Raw genomic sequence first — 16357 nt, forward strand, 5'->3', positions numbered from 1 at the left:
TATCGAGAGGGTGACACCCCTCCGTCAGGGCTTCGCCCTGCCACCTCCCCTTGCAGGGGAGGAATTTCCCAGCGGTTCGCGCGTTGCCACTTTCCAATATTGTCCGGGCGGGAAAGCTTCTCCGCCTGCGGCTTCACGCGCCCCTGCCTAACGCACGTATCATTTTGCAACATTGACACGAACGCAAAAACAGGAAATGAATGCTGGTAACGTTACCAGATAAAACAGAATCAAAAGGGATGAGGATCATGATGAAGACGGGAACGCATACCCGGCGGCTGCGCCGTCACGCCTTGGGCGCGGCCAGCCTGATGGTTCTGGCGGGCGGCATGATGGCCACGCCGGCCTGGGCGCAGGTTCCGCCGAACCAGGCAGCGCAGGACGCTTCATCCGATCCGGCAACCGTTCAGACCCCCGCGCCTCCGGCCGAACAGGTCGACGAAGGTGCAACCCGCGACATCATCGTGACCGGATCGCGTATCACCACCGGCGGCTTTACCGCACCGACCCCGACCACGGTGATCGGCGAGGAGCAGATCGCCGCCAACGCCCAGCCCAACGTCTTCACCACGGTCGCCCAGCTGCCCTCGCTCCAGGGGTCGACCGGCACCGCGACGAACACCTTCAGCACGTCGAGCGGCCAGCAGGGCCTCAGCTCCTTCTCGCTGCGAGGCGTCGGCGCGATCCGCACGCTGACCCTGCTCGACGGCCAGCGTGTCGTCGGCGCGAACGTGACCGGCGTTCCCGATATCAGCCTGTTCCCGCAGCTGCTGATCAAGCGGGTCGATGTGGTCAATGGCGGTGCCTCGGCCTCCTATGGCTCGGACGCGGTCGGCGGCGTGGTCAACTTCATCACCGATACCCGGTTCAAGGGGATCAAGGGCAATATCCAGGGCGGCGTCACCACCTATGGCGACGATCAGCAGGTGCTGATCCAGTTGGCGGGCGGCACCAGCTTGCTCAACGACACGGTGCATGTGATCGCCAGCACCGAATATGCCCATGAGGACGGCGTCGGCGGCGGCGACTTCGGCATCAACCTGGCGAATGGCCGCGACTGGTTCCGTCAGTCGACGCTGATCAACCGCAACGTCCTGAACGACGGGTCGCCGCAATATCTGTTCCGCGACTATGCCCAGTCCTACAACTACACCAAATACGGCCTGATCACCGCCGGGCCGCTTCAGGGCATCGCCTTCGACCAGTCGGGCAACCCGTTCCAGTTCCAGTACGGCTCGAACGGCGTGCCCGCGCGCGACGCGGCGGGCAATGTCCGCGGCTGTCTGCCCGGCTTCTGCCAGGGCGGCGACCTGTCGGGCAATGTCGATGCCGGACGCTCGCTTCAGTCGAAGATCCAGCGCGTCAACAGCTATGGCCGCATCGGTTATGACTTCGCCCCCAATGGCGAAATCTATGGTACGATCAACATCGGCCAGGTGAAGACCAACAACCAGCCGGTCGGTGGACAGAACCGCCCGAACCTGACCATCCAGTGCGCCAACCCCTACGTCCCCGCGCTGGTCAAGGCGCAGTGCGCCACGGCGGGCATCACCAATTTCCAGTACGGCACCAGCAACGCGGCGCTGGGCAACACCCAGGTCTATACCGATCGTCGTCAGTTCCGCTTCGTCGCGGGGGCCAAGGGGCGTGAGAGCGTCGCCGGGTCCGACTGGTCCTACGACATGTATTTCGAGCACGGCACCAACTATACCGATGTCGATGTCAGCAACATCATGCTGTCCCGCCGCTTCAACCAGGCGATCAATGCGACCACGCTGAACGGCGCGATCGTCTGCGCCGATGCAACTGCGCGCGCCAATGGGTGCCAGCCGCTCAATATCTTCGGCGGCAACCCATCGGCGGCGGCGATCAGCTATATCATGCCGCAATATGGCCCGTATCAGCGGACCCGCCAGACGCAGGACGTCATCAGCCTGAACTTCTCGGGCTCGCCCTTCTCGTCCTGGGCCGGGCCGGTGTCGGTCGCGTTCGGCGGCGAGTTCCGCCACGAATTCTACCGCGTGCGCGCCGATCCGTACGGCGCGGGCTTTGCCAACACGCCCGCCAACGCCAACTACCCCGCCGACCCGGCGCTGCTGGCGGACGGCAACAACTGGTATGCGGGCAATTACAAGAACGGCAGCGGCGCCTATAGCGTCAAGGAAGCGTTCGTCGAAGCCGACCTGCCGATCATCAATTCGGATGCCGGTGGCCGCGCCAACATCAACGGCGCGGTGCGCGTCACCGACTACAGCACCTCGGGCACGGTCTGGGCGTGGAAGATCGGCGGCACCTGGGACCTGCCGGTCGATGGCCTGCGCATCCGTGGCGTGACCTCGCGCGATGTCCGCGCACCCAACCTGTCGGAGCTGTTCGCCGCGCCCGTCACCACGACGCTGCCGGGCTTCTTCGATCCCTTCCGCAACGTCAATGTGCTGGCGCTCCAGAACACCATCGGCAACGTCAATCTGACGCCCGAAATCGCGCGCAACACCACGCTGGGCATCGCTTTCTCTAACTCGCAGGCGATCCCGGGGCTCAACCTGTCGGTCGACTATTACAAGATCAAGATCACCGACGTCATCTCCAGCCTGGGCGCGCAGGACATCGTCAACCTGTGCTATCTGAACATCGCGCCGGAGACCTGCGGCGTGTTCAATCTGAACAACCCCAACGGCCCGAACTTCATTAACGTCCAGTCGTTCAACCTGGCGTCGATCCTGACCGACGGCTTCGATATCGAGGCAAGCTATCGCTGGCGCAATCCGCTGGGCCTGCCGGGTAGCCTGACGCTGCGCGCGCTGGCGACCAATATCCGCCGCTTCATCACCGACACCGGCCTGCCGAACACGATCCCGAACGACACGGCGGGCGTGAACATCGGCAACACGCCGAAGTGGAAGTGGCTGGCGGTGCAGACCTATGCCACCGATGACTGGTCGCTGCTGCTGCAGGAACGCTGGTTCAGCGACGGCAAGCTCGGCAATCAATATATCGAATGTACCACCGGCTGCCCCGCCTCGACCGCGAACCGGCCGACGATCGACAACAACTTCATCCCCGGCGCCTTCTATTTCGACGTGGGCGGCACCTATAATGTGACCAAGGCGGTGACGGCCTATTTCAAGGTCGACAATGTGTTCAATCGCGATCCCGCCCGTTCGCCCTATTTCGTCAACCCGGCGCTCTACGACGTTCTCGGGCGGGTGTACCGCGCGGGCGTGCGCTTCAACTTCTGACGGGAACCCAGACGATGACGATGTCGCGGACGATCGCGTCCCTTCTGCTGCTGGCCGCGTCGGGGGCTGCGCTGGCGGCCGACCGGCCGGGGAGCAACCCGATCATCCGCGACAGATTCACGGCGGACCCCGCGCCGCTGGTCGTGGGGGATCGGCTGTACCTCTATGTCGGGCATGACGAAGCGCAGCGCGACGAGATGTTCAACATGAAGGAATGGCTGGTCTACTCCACCACCGACATGAAGAGCTGGACGCCGCACGGGCCCATCATGAACGTGAAGGATTTCAAATGGGCCAAGAAGGACGCTTGGGCCAGCCAGGTGGTCCGCAAGAACGGCAAATACTGGTTCTACGCCGCGGTCGAGCATGACAACAGCCACCCGGGCAAGGCGATCGCCGTCGCCGTGTCCGACGCGCCGACCGGTCCGTTCGTCGACGCCAAGGGTTCGGCGCTGATCACCAACGAGATGACGCCGAAGGGCACGCACAGCTGGGAGGATATCGACCCGACCGTGCTGACCGACGACGACGGCACGACCTGGATCGCCTGGGGCAACCGGCAATGCTATATCGCCAGGCTGAAGCCCAACATGATCGAGATCGACGGCCCGATCACCGAGATCACCCCGCCGCATTTCGAGGAGGGACCCTGGCTGCACAAGCGGGGCAAGCTCTACTACCTGACCTATGCCTCGCTCGACCGGACGACGCAGCGGGACGAGCATATCTCCTACGCCACCGCGCCATCGCTGAAGGGGCCGTGGACCTATCGCGGGCTGCTGACGGGCTCGGGCAAGTACAGCTTCACCATCCATCCGGGCATCGCCGAGTTCAAGGGCAAGTCCTACCTGTTCCTGCACAATGCGACCCTCGCCATCGGCGACCAGAGCGGCGCGATCGGACGCCGCGCGGTGACGGTCGAGCGGCTTTACTACAATCCCGACGGGACGATGAAGCCGGTGGTGCAGACCGACGCCGGTGTGACAGCGTCGGCGCGGTAGGGGGGTGAACGTACCTCTCCTGCTCCACCCCGGCAAAGGCTGGGGCCCAGTCGCCACGCGTTCGGAATGGTCGGATAATGCCTTTGATCGATGCGAGCCCCTCTCCTTCGGGGGAGGGGTTGGGGTGGGGCCTCGCCACGAACGCCGCGCCCGGGGATACGCCCCACCCCCGGGCCCTCCCCTGGAGGGGAGGGGTGGAGCGGCAGTTTTACGAACGTGGAGGGGCGGTGGAGTCGCGTTCGATCAGTTGATGTTCCAGCACCGTGATGCGCGGCTGGCCGTTCGGTGCCGGAACCCCACCGCGAATTTCCTGGATCAGCCTTTGCAGCGCTTCGGTCGCCAGCGCGCGGACCGGCTGGTGGATGGTCGTCAGCGGTGGCCAGAGCGTCGTTGCGGCGGTGCTGTCGTCGAAACCCACCACGGTCAGGTCGCCCGGCACGTCCAGATGCCGCCGATGCGCGACCGAGACGATCGCGGCGGCCATGTCGTCGTTGCTGGCGAAGATCGCGGTGGGCGGACTTTCGCCGCCGAGCAGCGCCTCGCCCGCCGTCAGGCCCGAGGCGTAGCTATAGTCGCCCTGGACGACCCGCGTTTCCAACCCGCCTTCCTCCTCGACCGCGCGGCGAAAGCCCGCCAGGCGCTCGATACTGGCCGACTGGCCGGGATTGCCATGGACGAAGCCGATGCGGCGATGGCCCAGGCCGATCAGGTGGCGGGTCATGTCATAGGCGGCGCGGGCATTGTCGATCCACACGGACACGGCATCGGGCGCGACGCCGCCGATGACCGCCATGGGCAACCCCGCCTCGCGGATGATGTCGCGCACGAAGTCGGATTCGCCCAGCGGCGGCGCCAGGATGACGCCCGCGATCCGCTGCTCGATCAGCCCCTCGATCGCCTCGCGCGCGGGCGGGCGGCCCTGTTCGCCCTTCAGCAGGAACAATTGCGCCGCGCGGGTCGAGGCTTCCTCGAACACACCGACCAGCAGCTCGCTCATGAACGCGGCGCTGGGGTTGGAATAGATGACGCCGATGCGGATCTCGCTCGACGTGACCAGGCTGCGCGCCATCAGATTGGGCGTGTAGTTCAGCCGCTTGATGACCTCGCGGACATGGACGCGCACCTCGTCGCGCACGCCCGCATCGCCGTTGATGACGCGCGAGACGGTCATGGGCGAGACGCCGGCCTCCTTGGCCACGTCGATGATGGTCACGCCGCGCGGGCGCTTTCGGGTCTTGGTCAAGGTCATCCTGTCCCGTCATCGGGCTTCACGCTATGCCGATGCTCGGCCACCGCCGTGCCCCGGCAGGCCGCATCAGGTCAATGGGAACGACATATGCCGAATAGGCCGAAGGACCGCATGTGAAGGGTTTTCCCTATATTCGCTGGACGATCATCGCGCTGTTCGTGGGCGCGATGGTCATCAACTATCTGACGCGCAGCATCCTGGGCGTCGCCGCGCCCGCGATCATGGCCGAGCAGCATATCAGTTCGGAGCAATATAGCTGGATCACCGGCGCCTTTCAGTTCGGCATCATGTTCCAGCCGGTGGCGGGCTATCTGCTCGACCTGATCGGGCTGAAGATCGGCTTTACCCTGTTCGTCGCGGTCTGGTCGTGCATCACCATCGGCCATGGCTTCGCCAATGGCTGGCTGGGCTTTGCGGGGCTTCGCGGCGCGCTCGGGCTGGTCGAGGGATCGGCGCAGCCCGCGGGCATGAAGGTCGTCGCCGAATGGTTTCCGGCGGGCGAGCGCGGCGTGGCGGGCGGCATCTACCAGATCGGGGCGTCGTTCGGTGCGGTCTTCGCGCCGCCGCTCGTCGCCTGGGCGGTCTTCCACCATAGCTGGCGTGCGGCGTTCTTCGTGGCAGGCGGGCTGGGGCTGCTCTGGGTACTGGCCTGGCTGTTCTGGTACGCGCCGCCCGCGCGGCACCGGGCGCTGTCGGCGCGCGAGCGGACGTTGATCGTCGAAGGACAGGAAGCCGCGCTCGTCAAGCAGCGCCGCCGTCCGCCGCTGGGCGAGCTGCTGCGTCGTCGCAACCTCTGGGCGATCGCGGCGGCGCGGTTCCTGGCCGATCCGGTCTGGGGCATGTTGTCGCTATGGATGCCGCTCTACCTCGTCCAGGCGCGGCATTTCGACCTGACCCAGATCGCGCTGTTCGCCTGGCTGCCCTTTCTGGCCGCCGATCTGGGGTGCCTGTTCGGCCCGGCCGTCGTCGCCTTCCTGCAACGGCGCGGCGTCAACCTGATCGACGCGCGACGCGGGGCCTTTACGCTGGGCGCGGTGCTGATGACGGGCATGATGTTCGTCGGCAGCGTCAACAGCCCTGTCGCCGCCGTCGCGCTGCTGTGCCTGGGCGGTTTCGCGCACCAAACGCTGTCGGTCACCGTCATCACGCTATGCTCCGACCTGTTCCCGCAGGATCAGGTGGCGACCGCGACCGGCGTGTCGGGGACGGCGGCCAATCTGGGCGTCCTGATCTTCACCCTGACCCTCGGATCGCTGGTCGATCAGGTCGGCTATCAGCCCTTCTTCATCCTGCTCGGCCTGCTCGATCTGGCGGGCGCGGCTCTCCTCTGGACCTTGGTGCGCAAACCCGCATGACCCCGAACAATCCCATCCTGCCGGGCTTCAACCCCGACCCCTCGATCGTGCGCGTCGGCGAGGATTACTATATCGCGACCTCGACCTTCGAATGGTATCCGGGCGTCCAGATCCACCATAGCCGCGATCTGGTGAACTGGACGCTGGTCGCCCGGCCGCTGAACCGGGCGAGCCAGCTCGACATGCGGGGCAATCCGGATTCCTGTGGGGTCTGGGCACCCGATCTCAGTTACGCCAATGGGCGGTTCCACCTGATCTTCACCGATGTGAAGCGCTATGGCCGCACCACCGTCGACGGCGCCAAGGGCGCATCGCTTCGCGACTTCCACAATTACTGGGTGTCGTGCGACCGGATCGACGGCGCGTGGACGGATGCCGTCTATCTCAACAGCAGCGGCTTCGACCCCGCGCTGTTCCATGACGATGACGGGCGCAGCTGGCTGCTCAACATGCTTTGGGACCACCGGCCCGACCGCAAGCGCTTTGCCGGGATCGTGATCCAGCAGATGGACATGGACACCGGTCGCCTGCTCGGCGAGCGTCGCCGCATCTTCGACGGCACGCCGCTGGGCTTTACCGAGGGGCCGCATCTCTACCAGCGCGACGGCTGGTATCACCTGTTGGTGGCCGAGGGCGGGACCGAGCGCGGTCATGCCGTGACGATGGCGCGTTCGCGGGATCTGTTCGGGCCCTATGAGGTGCATCCCGACGGCCCGGTCCTGACCGCGCGCGACACGCCCGACGCACCGCTGCAACGCACCGGTCATGGCGATCTGGTCGAGACACCGGAGGGCGAGACGTGGATGGCCTATCTGTGCGGCCGCCCGTTGCCCGTCAGCAACCGCTGCGTGCTAGGCCGCGAGACGGCGATCCAGCGTATGGAGTGGGGTGCGGACGGCTGGCTGCGCTGCGCCGAGCCAACGCCCATGGCCACGAACCCTGCACCGGCAGAGGCGCGGGATTTGTTCGACGGCTCGGCGCTGCCCGCTGCCTTCCAATGGCTGCGCACGCCTGAACCGGAACATATCTTCAGCCTGACCGAACGTCCGGGCCATTTGCGACTGTTCGGGCGCGAGACGATCGGCAGCCATTTCGAACAGGCGTTGGTCGCCCGCCGCCAGACCGCCTTTTGCTATGACGTGCGAACGCTCGTCGATTACGAGCCGGAGCATTTCCAGCAGGCGGCCGGGATCGTCGCCTATTACAACAGCACCAAATATCATTTTCTCCAGATCACGGCAGGGGATGCAGGCGAGAAGCTCGTCCAGGTCCTGTCGGTCCAGCCGAACGGCGAGGGACAAAGCCTGATGGGCCCCGCCGTCCCGGCTCCCGCAGGCCCGGTCGAATTGCGGGCGGTGGTCGATCTTGAGGCGTTGCGCTTCGCCTTCCGGGCGGCGGGGGCGGCGGAATGGACTTGGCTGCCCCAGGATTTCGACGCCTCCATCCTCTCCGACGAGGCGACGCTGGCGGGTTTGCCCAATTTTACCGGCGCCTTTGTCGGCATGGCCTGTCAGGACATGAGCGGTTCGGGCCACCCCGCCGACTTCCGATATTTCCATTATGTCGAGCGGCTTGGCGATGATTGATCGGATCGCTGGAATGATTGGCCAGACCAATATGGACAGGCCGCTTTCCAGCGGTTAAGCTTGCTCCAGACACCGGCGCCGCGATGCGTACGGAGAGGCTAGGGGAGTGACGGGCTTGCGGGTACGCAATCTGCGCTGGTGGATCGTTGCGCTGATCTGCGCGGGGACGATCGCCAATTATCTGGCGCGCAACAGCCTGGGCGTCCTCGCGCCCGAGCTGAAGTCCGCGCTTCACATGTCGACGCAGCAATACAGCTATGTCGTCGGCGCGTTCCAGCTCGCCTATACGATCATGCAACCGGTGGCGGGGGCATTCATCGACCGCTTCGGCCTGCGCGCCGGGTTCGCGCTCTTCGGCCTGGCCTGGTCGGCGGCGAACATGATGCATGCGCTGGCGATCGGCTGGGTCAGCCTGGCCATCTATCGCGGCATATTGGGCCTGTTCGAGTCCGCCGCCATCCCCTCGGGTATCAAGGCGGTGGCCGAGTGGTTCCCGGCGCGAGAACGCTCGGTGGCGGTCGGCTGGTTCAACGCCGGTACCTCGCTCGGCGCGCTGATTGCGCCGCCGGTGGTGGTGGCGGTCGCGCTCTGGGCCGACTGGCGCACCGCGTTCCTCGTCACCGGCGGCGTCGGCATCTTCTGGGCCGCCGCCTGGTACGTCTTCTATCGCTCGCCCGACGACCACCCCGCGATCACGCCCGAGGAAAAGGCGATGATCGCGGTCGAAAAGCCCAAGGGACCGGTCCAGCGCGCCAAGGCGAAGGATATCCTGCGCACGTCTCGCTTCTGGGTGATCGCGGTGCCGCGTTTCCTGGCCGAACCCGCCTGGCAGACCTTCAGTTTCTGGATTCCACTCTACCTCGCCAGCGAGCGCGGCATGGACCTGAAGCAGATCGCGCTGTTCGCCTGGCTGCCCTTCCTGGCGGCGGATGTCGGCGGCATCCTGGGCGGCTATCTGTCGCCCTGGCTGATGAAGCGTGGCGTCACGCTGATCCCGTCGCGCGTGGCGGGCGTGGCGCTGGGCGCGGTGCTGATGATCGCGCCGGGGTGTATCGGGTTGGCCGCCAGCCCCTATACCGCGATCGCCCTGTTTTGCATCGGCGGCTTTGCGCATCAGATGATCTCCGGCCTGATCAACACCTTGTCCGCCGACGTGTTCGCGCCCGCTGAAGTCGGCACGGCCAATGGCTTTATCGGCCAGGCGGGCTGGATCGGCGGGCTGCTCTTCTCGCTGCTGATCGGGCAACTGGCCGATACGGTCGGCTATGCGCCGCTCTTTGCCGTGCTCGCGGTGTTCGACCTGATCGGGGCCGCGGTGCTCATCATCTTCATCCGGCGGCTGACGCCGTTCGCCACCAACCCCGTGACCCAGGAGCCCGGCCGATGAGGCGCGCCACCCTTTCCCAGCCGCCGCGCTTTGCCGTCACCGGACGTTCGCGCGGATTTCTGACCCTGACCGCCGATACCGGCGCGGTCGCGCATCTCTTCGTGCTGGAGGAGGACGTGATGCGCCTGCTGTTGCTGGCCGAGGGGCGCGTGACCAGCCCGCCGAGCTGGGCCATCGCGCCGGGGGCCGAGGATATCGCCGAGCCGGGACGCGACCGGATGGACGTGTCCGGCTTCGCCTGCCCCGACTTCACCTGCGAGGAAGCGGAGGGCATCCTGATCGTCGCGACCGAGCGGCTTCGCGTCACCCTGACCCTCGATGGTCTGCACGGGTGCTGGGAGCAGCGGGCGGGCGAGGGCTGGCACGTCATCACGCAGGACCGGCCGACCCAGGCCTATGACTTTGGCTGGTGGGACGGCCGCGCGCATCATTATGCCGCGCGGACGCCGGGCGAGCGCTTTTTTGGGCTGGGCGACCGCACCGGCGACACCGACCGGGCCGGACGGCGCTTTCGGCTGACCAATGTCGACCCGATGGGTTTCGATGCCGAGACGAGCGATCCGCTCTACAAGTCGATCCCCTATCTGCTGGTCGCCGATGCCGAGGGGCGGTGCCACGGCGAATTTTACGACACGGTCGCCGACGTCACCTTCGACCTGGGGCAGGAACTCGACAATTATCACGGCCTGTACCGTCATGTCGTGGCGGACGCAGGAGACGTCGATCGCTGGATTATCGCCGGGCCGGACCCGCTGGCGGTGACGCGGCGCTTTACCTGGCTGACCGGCCGTCCGGCGCTGATGCCGCGCTGGTCATTGGGCTATTCGGGCTCGACCATGACCTATACCGATGCGCCCGATGCGGCGGCGCAGATGGCGGGTTTTCTGGCGTTGTGCGAGCGGCACGATCTGGGCTGCACCTCCTTCCACCTGTCGTCGGGCTACACCTCGATCGGCGACAAGCGGTACGTCTTTCACTGGAACCGCGACAAGTTTCCCGATCCCGCCGCCTTCATCGCCTCCTATGCCGAGGCGGGTGTCCGGCTGGTCCCTAATATCAAGCCCGCCCTGCTGCGCAGCCACCCGCGTTATGACGAGGTGGCGGCCGCCGGACTGTTCGTCGCGGACGCGGACGGTCAGCCGGTCGAGGCGCAATTCTGGGACGAGGTCGGCAGCTATATCGACATGACCAAGCCTCAGGCGGCGGCGTGGTGGCGCGATCAGGTGACGTCGGCGCTGCTCGACCATGGCATGGAAGCGACGTGGAACGACAATAACGAATATGAGCTGTGGGACGCCCGTGCGATGGTCGGCGGTTTCGGTCAGCCCCGCCCGGCGTCGGAGATGCGCCCGGTCCAGCCGATCCTGATGACGCGCGCCTCACGTCAGGCGCAGGTCGCCGCGCGCCCCGATACCCGGCCCTATGTCGTCACCCGCTCGGGCATGGCGGGGCTGCATCGCTATGCGCAGACCTGGTCGGGGGATAACCGGACCGCGTGGAAGACGATCCGCTACAATGCGCGCCAGTCGATCGGCCTCGCGCTGTCGGGCGTGTCGAACAGCGGGCATGACGTGGGCGGCTTTTCCGGCCCCGCGCCGTCGCCCGAGCTGCTGATCCGCTGGGTACAGGCGGGGGTGCTGATGCCCCGGTTCAGCATCCATAGCTGGAACGACGACCGTACGGTCAACGAGCCCTGGATGTACCCGGAGGTGCTGCCCGCGATGCACCGCCTGATGGCGTTGCGGCAGACGCTGATCCCGTTCTTCTATGACCTGCTGCATCGCTATCACGCCGATTACGAGCCGATGGTCCGACCGCTCTGGGCCGACTTCCCGCAGGACCCGGCGAGCTGGGGCGAACGCGATGAGCATATGCTGGGACCGGACGTCCTTGCCGCGCCGGTGATGGACGAAGGGGCGGAGCGCCGCTTCGTCCAACTGCTGAGCGGGGCGGAATGGGTCCATGTCTGGACCGGCGAGCGTTTTGCCGGTGGCGTGACGGCCGATGTCGCGGCACCGCTCGATGGCCCGCCGCCGCTGTTCGCGCGGGGCGGGTCGGCGATGCTGGTCGATCTCGCCCGGGGCGGCTGGCGGCCCGAGCCCTATCACCGTGGGCTGTGGCTCTTCCCGCCCTCGACCGGGGCCATCCGCTGGACCGGCATGGACGATAGCGGCGACGGCCATGGCCCGGTCACGCGCTGGCATCTGACCGGCCAGGCCGATGCGGAGCGGGTCGTCGTCACCCTGTCGCGCGACGGGGAAGGGGAGGGCGGCACGACCCTGCTGCTGCCGCCGGGCGACGGTCGGATCCTGATCGTCGAGGGCGCGGATGCTATGCCGGTCGAACAGGACGGACGGCGCGGCCTTCACCTGACCATTTGATACGGATTGACATTGATGCTCCCCCTTTATCCCTCTCCCCTGGATAGGGGAGAGGGATAGCGGAGCTTGCCAGCGTGCTGGCTAGCGTAGCTTGGGTGAGGGGTTGAGCGAGCCACCGGCTCGCGCGCTCGCCTACGCGAGCGCAGCACCCCTCACCCAGCTTCGACTAAGCCTTTGCTGTCGCAAAGGCCAAGTCTGCGCAACCCTCTCCCCTCTCCCCTCGGAGAGGGGAGAGGGAATACAAATGCCGAATGGTTCGAGAGGCGTCCGGCCCTGGCCGGACGCTTTTGCGTATCTGGCGCTGGCCAGTGGTGCGCAAATGTCGCACACGTTTGCAATTCTTCCCATCGCTTGCGCTCCCGTGCCGACAAATCCAACGCAGGTCTAACAACAGCATTGCATTGGTAAGGCCATTCGGTATGTTTGGTTGACAAGGCAAGACCGGCCAAGACCGGCGGCAATGGGAGGGAAGGATGAAGATGCTGCGTTCCACCGTGGCCCTGACGGCGATGATCGTATCGCTTTCCGCGGCAAGTCAGGTTTCGGCCCAGCAGGCCGCACCGTCGCCAACCGACGAAGCGCAACTGACCCAGGAGGCGCAGGGACAGCCCGGCGGCCCCACCTCCAACGTCGCACCCGAACCGGTCAGCGCAGGCGACATCATCGTCACCGCCAACAAGCGCGCTGAGAATGTCCAGCGCGTGCCGCTCGCCGTGTCGGTCGTCGCCCCGGCTCAGCTGGCGGCGGCGGGTGTCCGCAACTTCACCGATATCGGCAAGGTCTCGTCCTCGCTGGTCGTCCGCCCGGCCGAACAGCCGCAGAATTCCAACATCTCGCTGCGCGGCGTCGGCACCTTCGCCTTCGGCATCGGCGTCGAGTCGAGTGTCGCGGTACTAGTCGACGAAGTGCCGCTGGCCTTCCAGGCGCGTGCCTTCACCGACCTGCCCGATGTCGAGCGGATCGAGGTGCTGCGCGGCCCCCAGAGCACGCTGTACGGCAAGTCGGCCTCGGCCGGTCTGGTCAACCTGATTACCCGCAACCCAACCTCGGAACTGCGTATCCGCGCCAATGCGGTGGCGACGACCGATCGCGAGCAGGGCGTCAATTTCAGCGTGTCCGGCCCGATCAACGAGCAGCTCGGCTATGTCGTGTCGGCCGCCTATAACAATTGGGACGGCAATATCCGCAACCTGTTCAACGGCAAGCGGGTCAATGGCCGCGAGACGCTGAACCTGCGCGGCAAGCTGCGCTGGGAGCCGACCGATACGGCCGCGCTCGTCATCTCGGGCAATTACGTCAACGGCAACACCACGGTCGGCCGCCCCTTCCTGGCGTTCGGGCCAAATGCCCGACTGCGCGGCACCGCTGGGCTGACCCCGTCGGTCGTGCTGCCCGGCGTGGTCGTCGGGCCGGACAACCAGACGATCAGCAACAATTACGACTCGCGCACCCGGTACGAGGGCGGCGGCGGCTATATCCGCGGGGAGTTCGGCATCGGTTCGCTGAACCTCGTCACGATCAGCTCGTATGACCGTTTCCACCTGAACGACTATCTCGACCATGACGACACGTCGGCGCCCGGCAATCTGGGCAACAACACTCAGATCGGCGTCTTCAATTCCGAGCAGGTGACCGAGGAGGTCCGCCTGCAATCCGATGCCGACAAGCCGTTCCGCTATACGGTCGGGCTGTACGGCGCGAATGTGAAGTTCAACCGCCCGTTCCAGCGCGGGCCGTATTTCTCGCTCGCCAACTGGTACGCCACCTCGCAGTCGCGCCAGGTCGCGGCCTTCGCACAGGTCGACTGGACGATCGTGCCCGACCTGACCTTCACCGGCGGCGGGCGCGTCCAGAACGAGCGGGTCAGCTATACCTTCCGCGACAATCTGGCGGGCACGGCCTTTGCGGGCCATGCCAGCGACACGGCGGGCACCTATCGCGGCACGCTGCGCTATGATTTCAGCCCGACGATCAACGGCTTCGTGACCTATGCTACGGGCTATAAGGGCCAGACCTACGACCTGACGACCGGCTTCAACCGCAACCGCGCGCTGGCCGGGCCGATCCGCCCCGAACGGTCGGGCGACAAGGAGCTGGGCATCCGCAGCCAGTTCCTCGACCGGCGCCTGACCGCCAACGTCACGCTGTTCGACACCAGTTACCGCGACCTTCAGGCCCAGACGATCGAGACGCTGGCCGACGGCACGTCCAACTATCGCCTGACCAACGTCGGCAAGCTCAACACCAAGGGCGTCGAGTTCGAAGGATCGATGCGGTTCAGCGACAGCTTCAACCTCGGCGGGGCCGTCACCTATCTCGACGCGAAATATACCGAGTTCGCCCGCGCGCAATGCTATCCGTTGCAGACGGCGGCCCAGGGCTGCACCGGCTCGCCCGCCAGCCAGAACCTGACCGACACCACCGCGATCCAGGCGCCCAAGTGGAAGTTCAACGCCAATCTGGATTACTCGCCGCGCCTGACCGCGACGACGCGCGGTGTCGCGCAGGTGAACTGGCAATATCAGAGCAGCCTGTATTTCCAGGCGCGCGATCCGCAGACCTTTCAGCCCGCCTTCAGCATCGTCAATGTCGGTCTGGGCGTGCGCGAGGAGGATCGCCGCTGGGAACTGGTCGCCTTCGTCAACAACCTGTTCGACAAGCAATATTATGGGTCGCTGGTAAACACGGCGGGCAATTTCGGCAACAATATCGCGACCCAGGCGGTGCTGCCGCGTGACTTCCGCCGCTATGCGGGTATGCGCCTCGGCCTGAACTTCTGATGCGCCGGGTCTGCCTGGGGCTGGGGCTGGCGGCGGCGGCGCTCGCCGTTGCTGCCACGGCGCAGCGGCCGGGGGCGGGGCAGGGCGATGCCCCGGCCCGGCCGCCGGTCGATGCCCCCGAACTCGCCCGGCTGGGACGCTATCCGGTCGGCGTGCAGCGCAGCCGGTTCGTCCAGCCGGGGCAGGCCGATCCGCTTCAGGGCAGGGACCGGCCCGCCGTCGTCGATCGCGAGCTGCCGCTGCTGATCTGGTATCCGGCGGCCTCGGCGGGGCGGGGGACCACCTACAAGACCGCCTTGTCCGGCGAGGATGGCCGGGATGTGGCCTTCGACCTGCCCGGACTGGCCTCGCCCGACCGTCCCGTTGCGCCGGGTCGTTTCCCGCTGGTGATCCTGGCGCATGGTTATGGCAACACACCCGAAGTCCTGTCCTGGCTGGGCGAAAACCTGGCGAGCAAGGGCTATGTCGTGGTTGCCCCTGCCTTTCGCGATCCGCCGATCAGTATCCGCACCGATGCCGCCCGCGCCGGGCCGATCGCCCGGCGACCGCTCGACATCGCCTTCGTCACCGCCGAGGCCCAAGTCCGAGCGGACAAACGTGAAGGCATATTCGCCGCTGCCGATCCGACACGGACCGCGCTGATCGGCTATTCGATGGGCGGTTACGGCGTGCTGACGGTCGGTGGCGCGCCGCTGAACCCGGCTATGGGCAAGCTCAGCCGAGATATCCTCACGCCCTTTGCCGCCGATCGCGCTAGCGAACTGCGCGCGAACAACCTCAAGGCCATCGTCGCGCTCGCCCCCGCCGCCCGCTTCGGCGCGGTGCCGATCTGGACGGGGCAAGGGGTGGGCGCCGTGCCCGTGCCGACCCTGATCGTCGTCGGCGATCATGACCGGGTCGTCGGGCATGAGGCGGTGCGTGCGCTGTTCGACGCACCTGCGCCTGCGCCGCGCTACCTGCTGACCTTCGCTCAGGCCGGGCACAGCATCGCGCTGACCCCCGCACCTCCCGCAATGCGGCAGCGCTTCTGGGACATGGACTGGTTCGAGGATGCGGTGTGGCGCAAGGACCGGCTGCTTCCCATCCAGACCCATTTCATCACCGCCTTTCTCGACCGCTATGTGAAGGGCGAGACGGGCCGGGACGCCTATCTCAACGGCCTGACGGTGCAGTCGGACGCGGGCCGCTGGCCGGGCGCGCCGGTCGGTCGGGTGGCGCAGTATAGTCCGGGCCCGCCCGCCTCGACCGTGTGGAAGGGGTTCCAGCCCGGCCGCGCGGTCGGCATGAGTTTCGAATATCGCCCCGCCCCCGGCTGGCGATGAGCGGGGGTGCGGTCTAGACTGACGATGAAGGCCGGCGGTCAGGATCGGCCGAATGAC

9 protein-coding genes are annotated in these 16357 nt (G+C 66.3%); 8 read left to right on the forward strand and 1 reads right to left on the reverse strand.

What is annotated here, in order from left to right:
* The first annotated feature begins 248 nt into the window (after nt 1–248).
* Both ACWKSV_RS02820 and ACWKSV_RS02825 read left to right on the forward strand, forming a co-directional pair.
* Complete coding sequence (locus ACWKSV_RS02820) at nt 249–3239, forward strand: TonB-dependent receptor plug domain-containing protein (protein WP_156884241.1); 2991 nt, start codon at nt 249–251, stop codon at nt 3237–3239.
* Between the two features lie 14 nt (nt 3240–3253).
* Nucleotides 3254–4240, forward strand: a complete 987-nt coding sequence (locus ACWKSV_RS02825) for a glycoside hydrolase family 43 protein (protein ID WP_076715775.1) — start codon at nt 3254–3256, stop codon at nt 4238–4240.
* A 208-nt stretch (nt 4241–4448) separates the two neighbouring features.
* Here the strand turns inward: ACWKSV_RS02825 and ACWKSV_RS02830 are convergent, their stop codons facing one another.
* Nucleotides 4449–5489: a LacI family DNA-binding transcriptional regulator gene (locus tag ACWKSV_RS02830; protein WP_076715777.1), complete on the reverse strand. Its 1041-nt coding sequence runs from the start codon at nt 5487–5489 to the stop codon at nt 4449–4451.
* A gap of 113 nt (nt 5490–5602) precedes the next feature.
* Here ACWKSV_RS02830 and ACWKSV_RS02835 point away from each other — a divergent pair, with 113 nt between their 5' ends.
* From ACWKSV_RS02835 to ACWKSV_RS02860, 6 genes are all read left to right on the forward strand, one after another.
* The gene (locus ACWKSV_RS02835; RefSeq protein ID WP_156884242.1) at nt 5603–6844 is read left to right on the forward strand and encodes an MFS transporter; all 1242 of its coding nucleotides are present in this window, start codon (nt 5603–5605) and stop codon (nt 6842–6844) included.
* Nucleotides 6841–8430 (forward strand): glycoside hydrolase family 43 protein, encoded by a 1590-nt coding sequence (locus ACWKSV_RS02840; protein WP_076715778.1) that lies wholly within the window; start codon nt 6841–6843, stop codon nt 8428–8430. Before ACWKSV_RS02835 ends, ACWKSV_RS02840 begins: the two co-directional genes overlap by 4 nt.
* Before the next feature lie 115 nt (nt 8431–8545).
* Entirely contained in the window at nt 8546–9817 is a 1272-nt protein-coding gene (locus tag ACWKSV_RS02845) for an MFS transporter (protein ID WP_056433011.1), read from the forward strand.
* On the forward strand, nt 9814–12198 hold the full coding sequence (locus ACWKSV_RS02850) for a glycoside hydrolase family 31 protein (RefSeq protein WP_076715780.1): 2385 nt from the start codon (nt 9814–9816) through the stop codon (nt 12196–12198). Before ACWKSV_RS02845 ends, ACWKSV_RS02850 begins: the two co-directional genes overlap by 4 nt.
* A gap of 479 nt (nt 12199–12677) precedes the next feature.
* Nucleotides 12678–14978 (forward strand): TonB-dependent receptor, encoded by a 2301-nt coding sequence (locus ACWKSV_RS02855; RefSeq protein ID WP_237243317.1) that lies wholly within the window; start codon nt 12678–12680, stop codon nt 14976–14978.
* Nucleotides 14978–16300 carry an alpha/beta hydrolase family protein gene (locus ACWKSV_RS02860; RefSeq protein WP_076715783.1) on the forward strand — a complete coding sequence of 441 codons (1323 nt, stop codon included), beginning with the start codon at nt 14978–14980 and terminating at the stop codon, nt 16298–16300. The genes ACWKSV_RS02855 and ACWKSV_RS02860 overlap by 1 nt, the downstream gene beginning before the upstream one ends.
* The last annotated feature ends 57 nt before the right edge of the window (nt 16301–16357 follow it).

It is taken from the genome of Sphingomonas sp. SphC10 (assembly GCF_057004845.1).

Bases quoted from the DNA above. Each gene is read 5' to 3' on its own strand.
- ACWKSV_RS02820 (WP_156884241.1), top strand. From the start codon at position 249: ATGATGAAGACGGGAACGCATACCCGGCGGCTGCGCCGTCACGCCTTG.
- ACWKSV_RS02825 (WP_076715775.1), top strand. From the start codon at position 3,254: ATGACGATGTCGCGGACGATCGCGTCCCTTCTGCTGCTGGCCGCGTCG.
- ACWKSV_RS02830 (WP_076715777.1), bottom strand. From the start codon at position 5,489: ATGACCTTGACCAAGACCCGAAAGCGCCCGCGCGGCGTGACCATCATC.
- ACWKSV_RS02840 (WP_076715778.1), top strand. From the start codon at position 6,841: ATGACCCCGAACAATCCCATCCTGCCGGGCTTCAACCCCGACCCCTCG.
- ACWKSV_RS02850 (WP_076715780.1), top strand. From the start codon at position 9,814: ATGAGGCGCGCCACCCTTTCCCAGCCGCCGCGCTTTGCCGTCACCGGA.
- ACWKSV_RS02855 (WP_237243317.1), top strand. From the start codon at position 12,678: ATGCTGCGTTCCACCGTGGCCCTGACGGCGATGATCGTATCGCTTTCC.
- ACWKSV_RS02860 (WP_076715783.1), top strand. From the start codon at position 14,978: ATGCGCCGGGTCTGCCTGGGGCTGGGGCTGGCGGCGGCGGCGCTCGCC.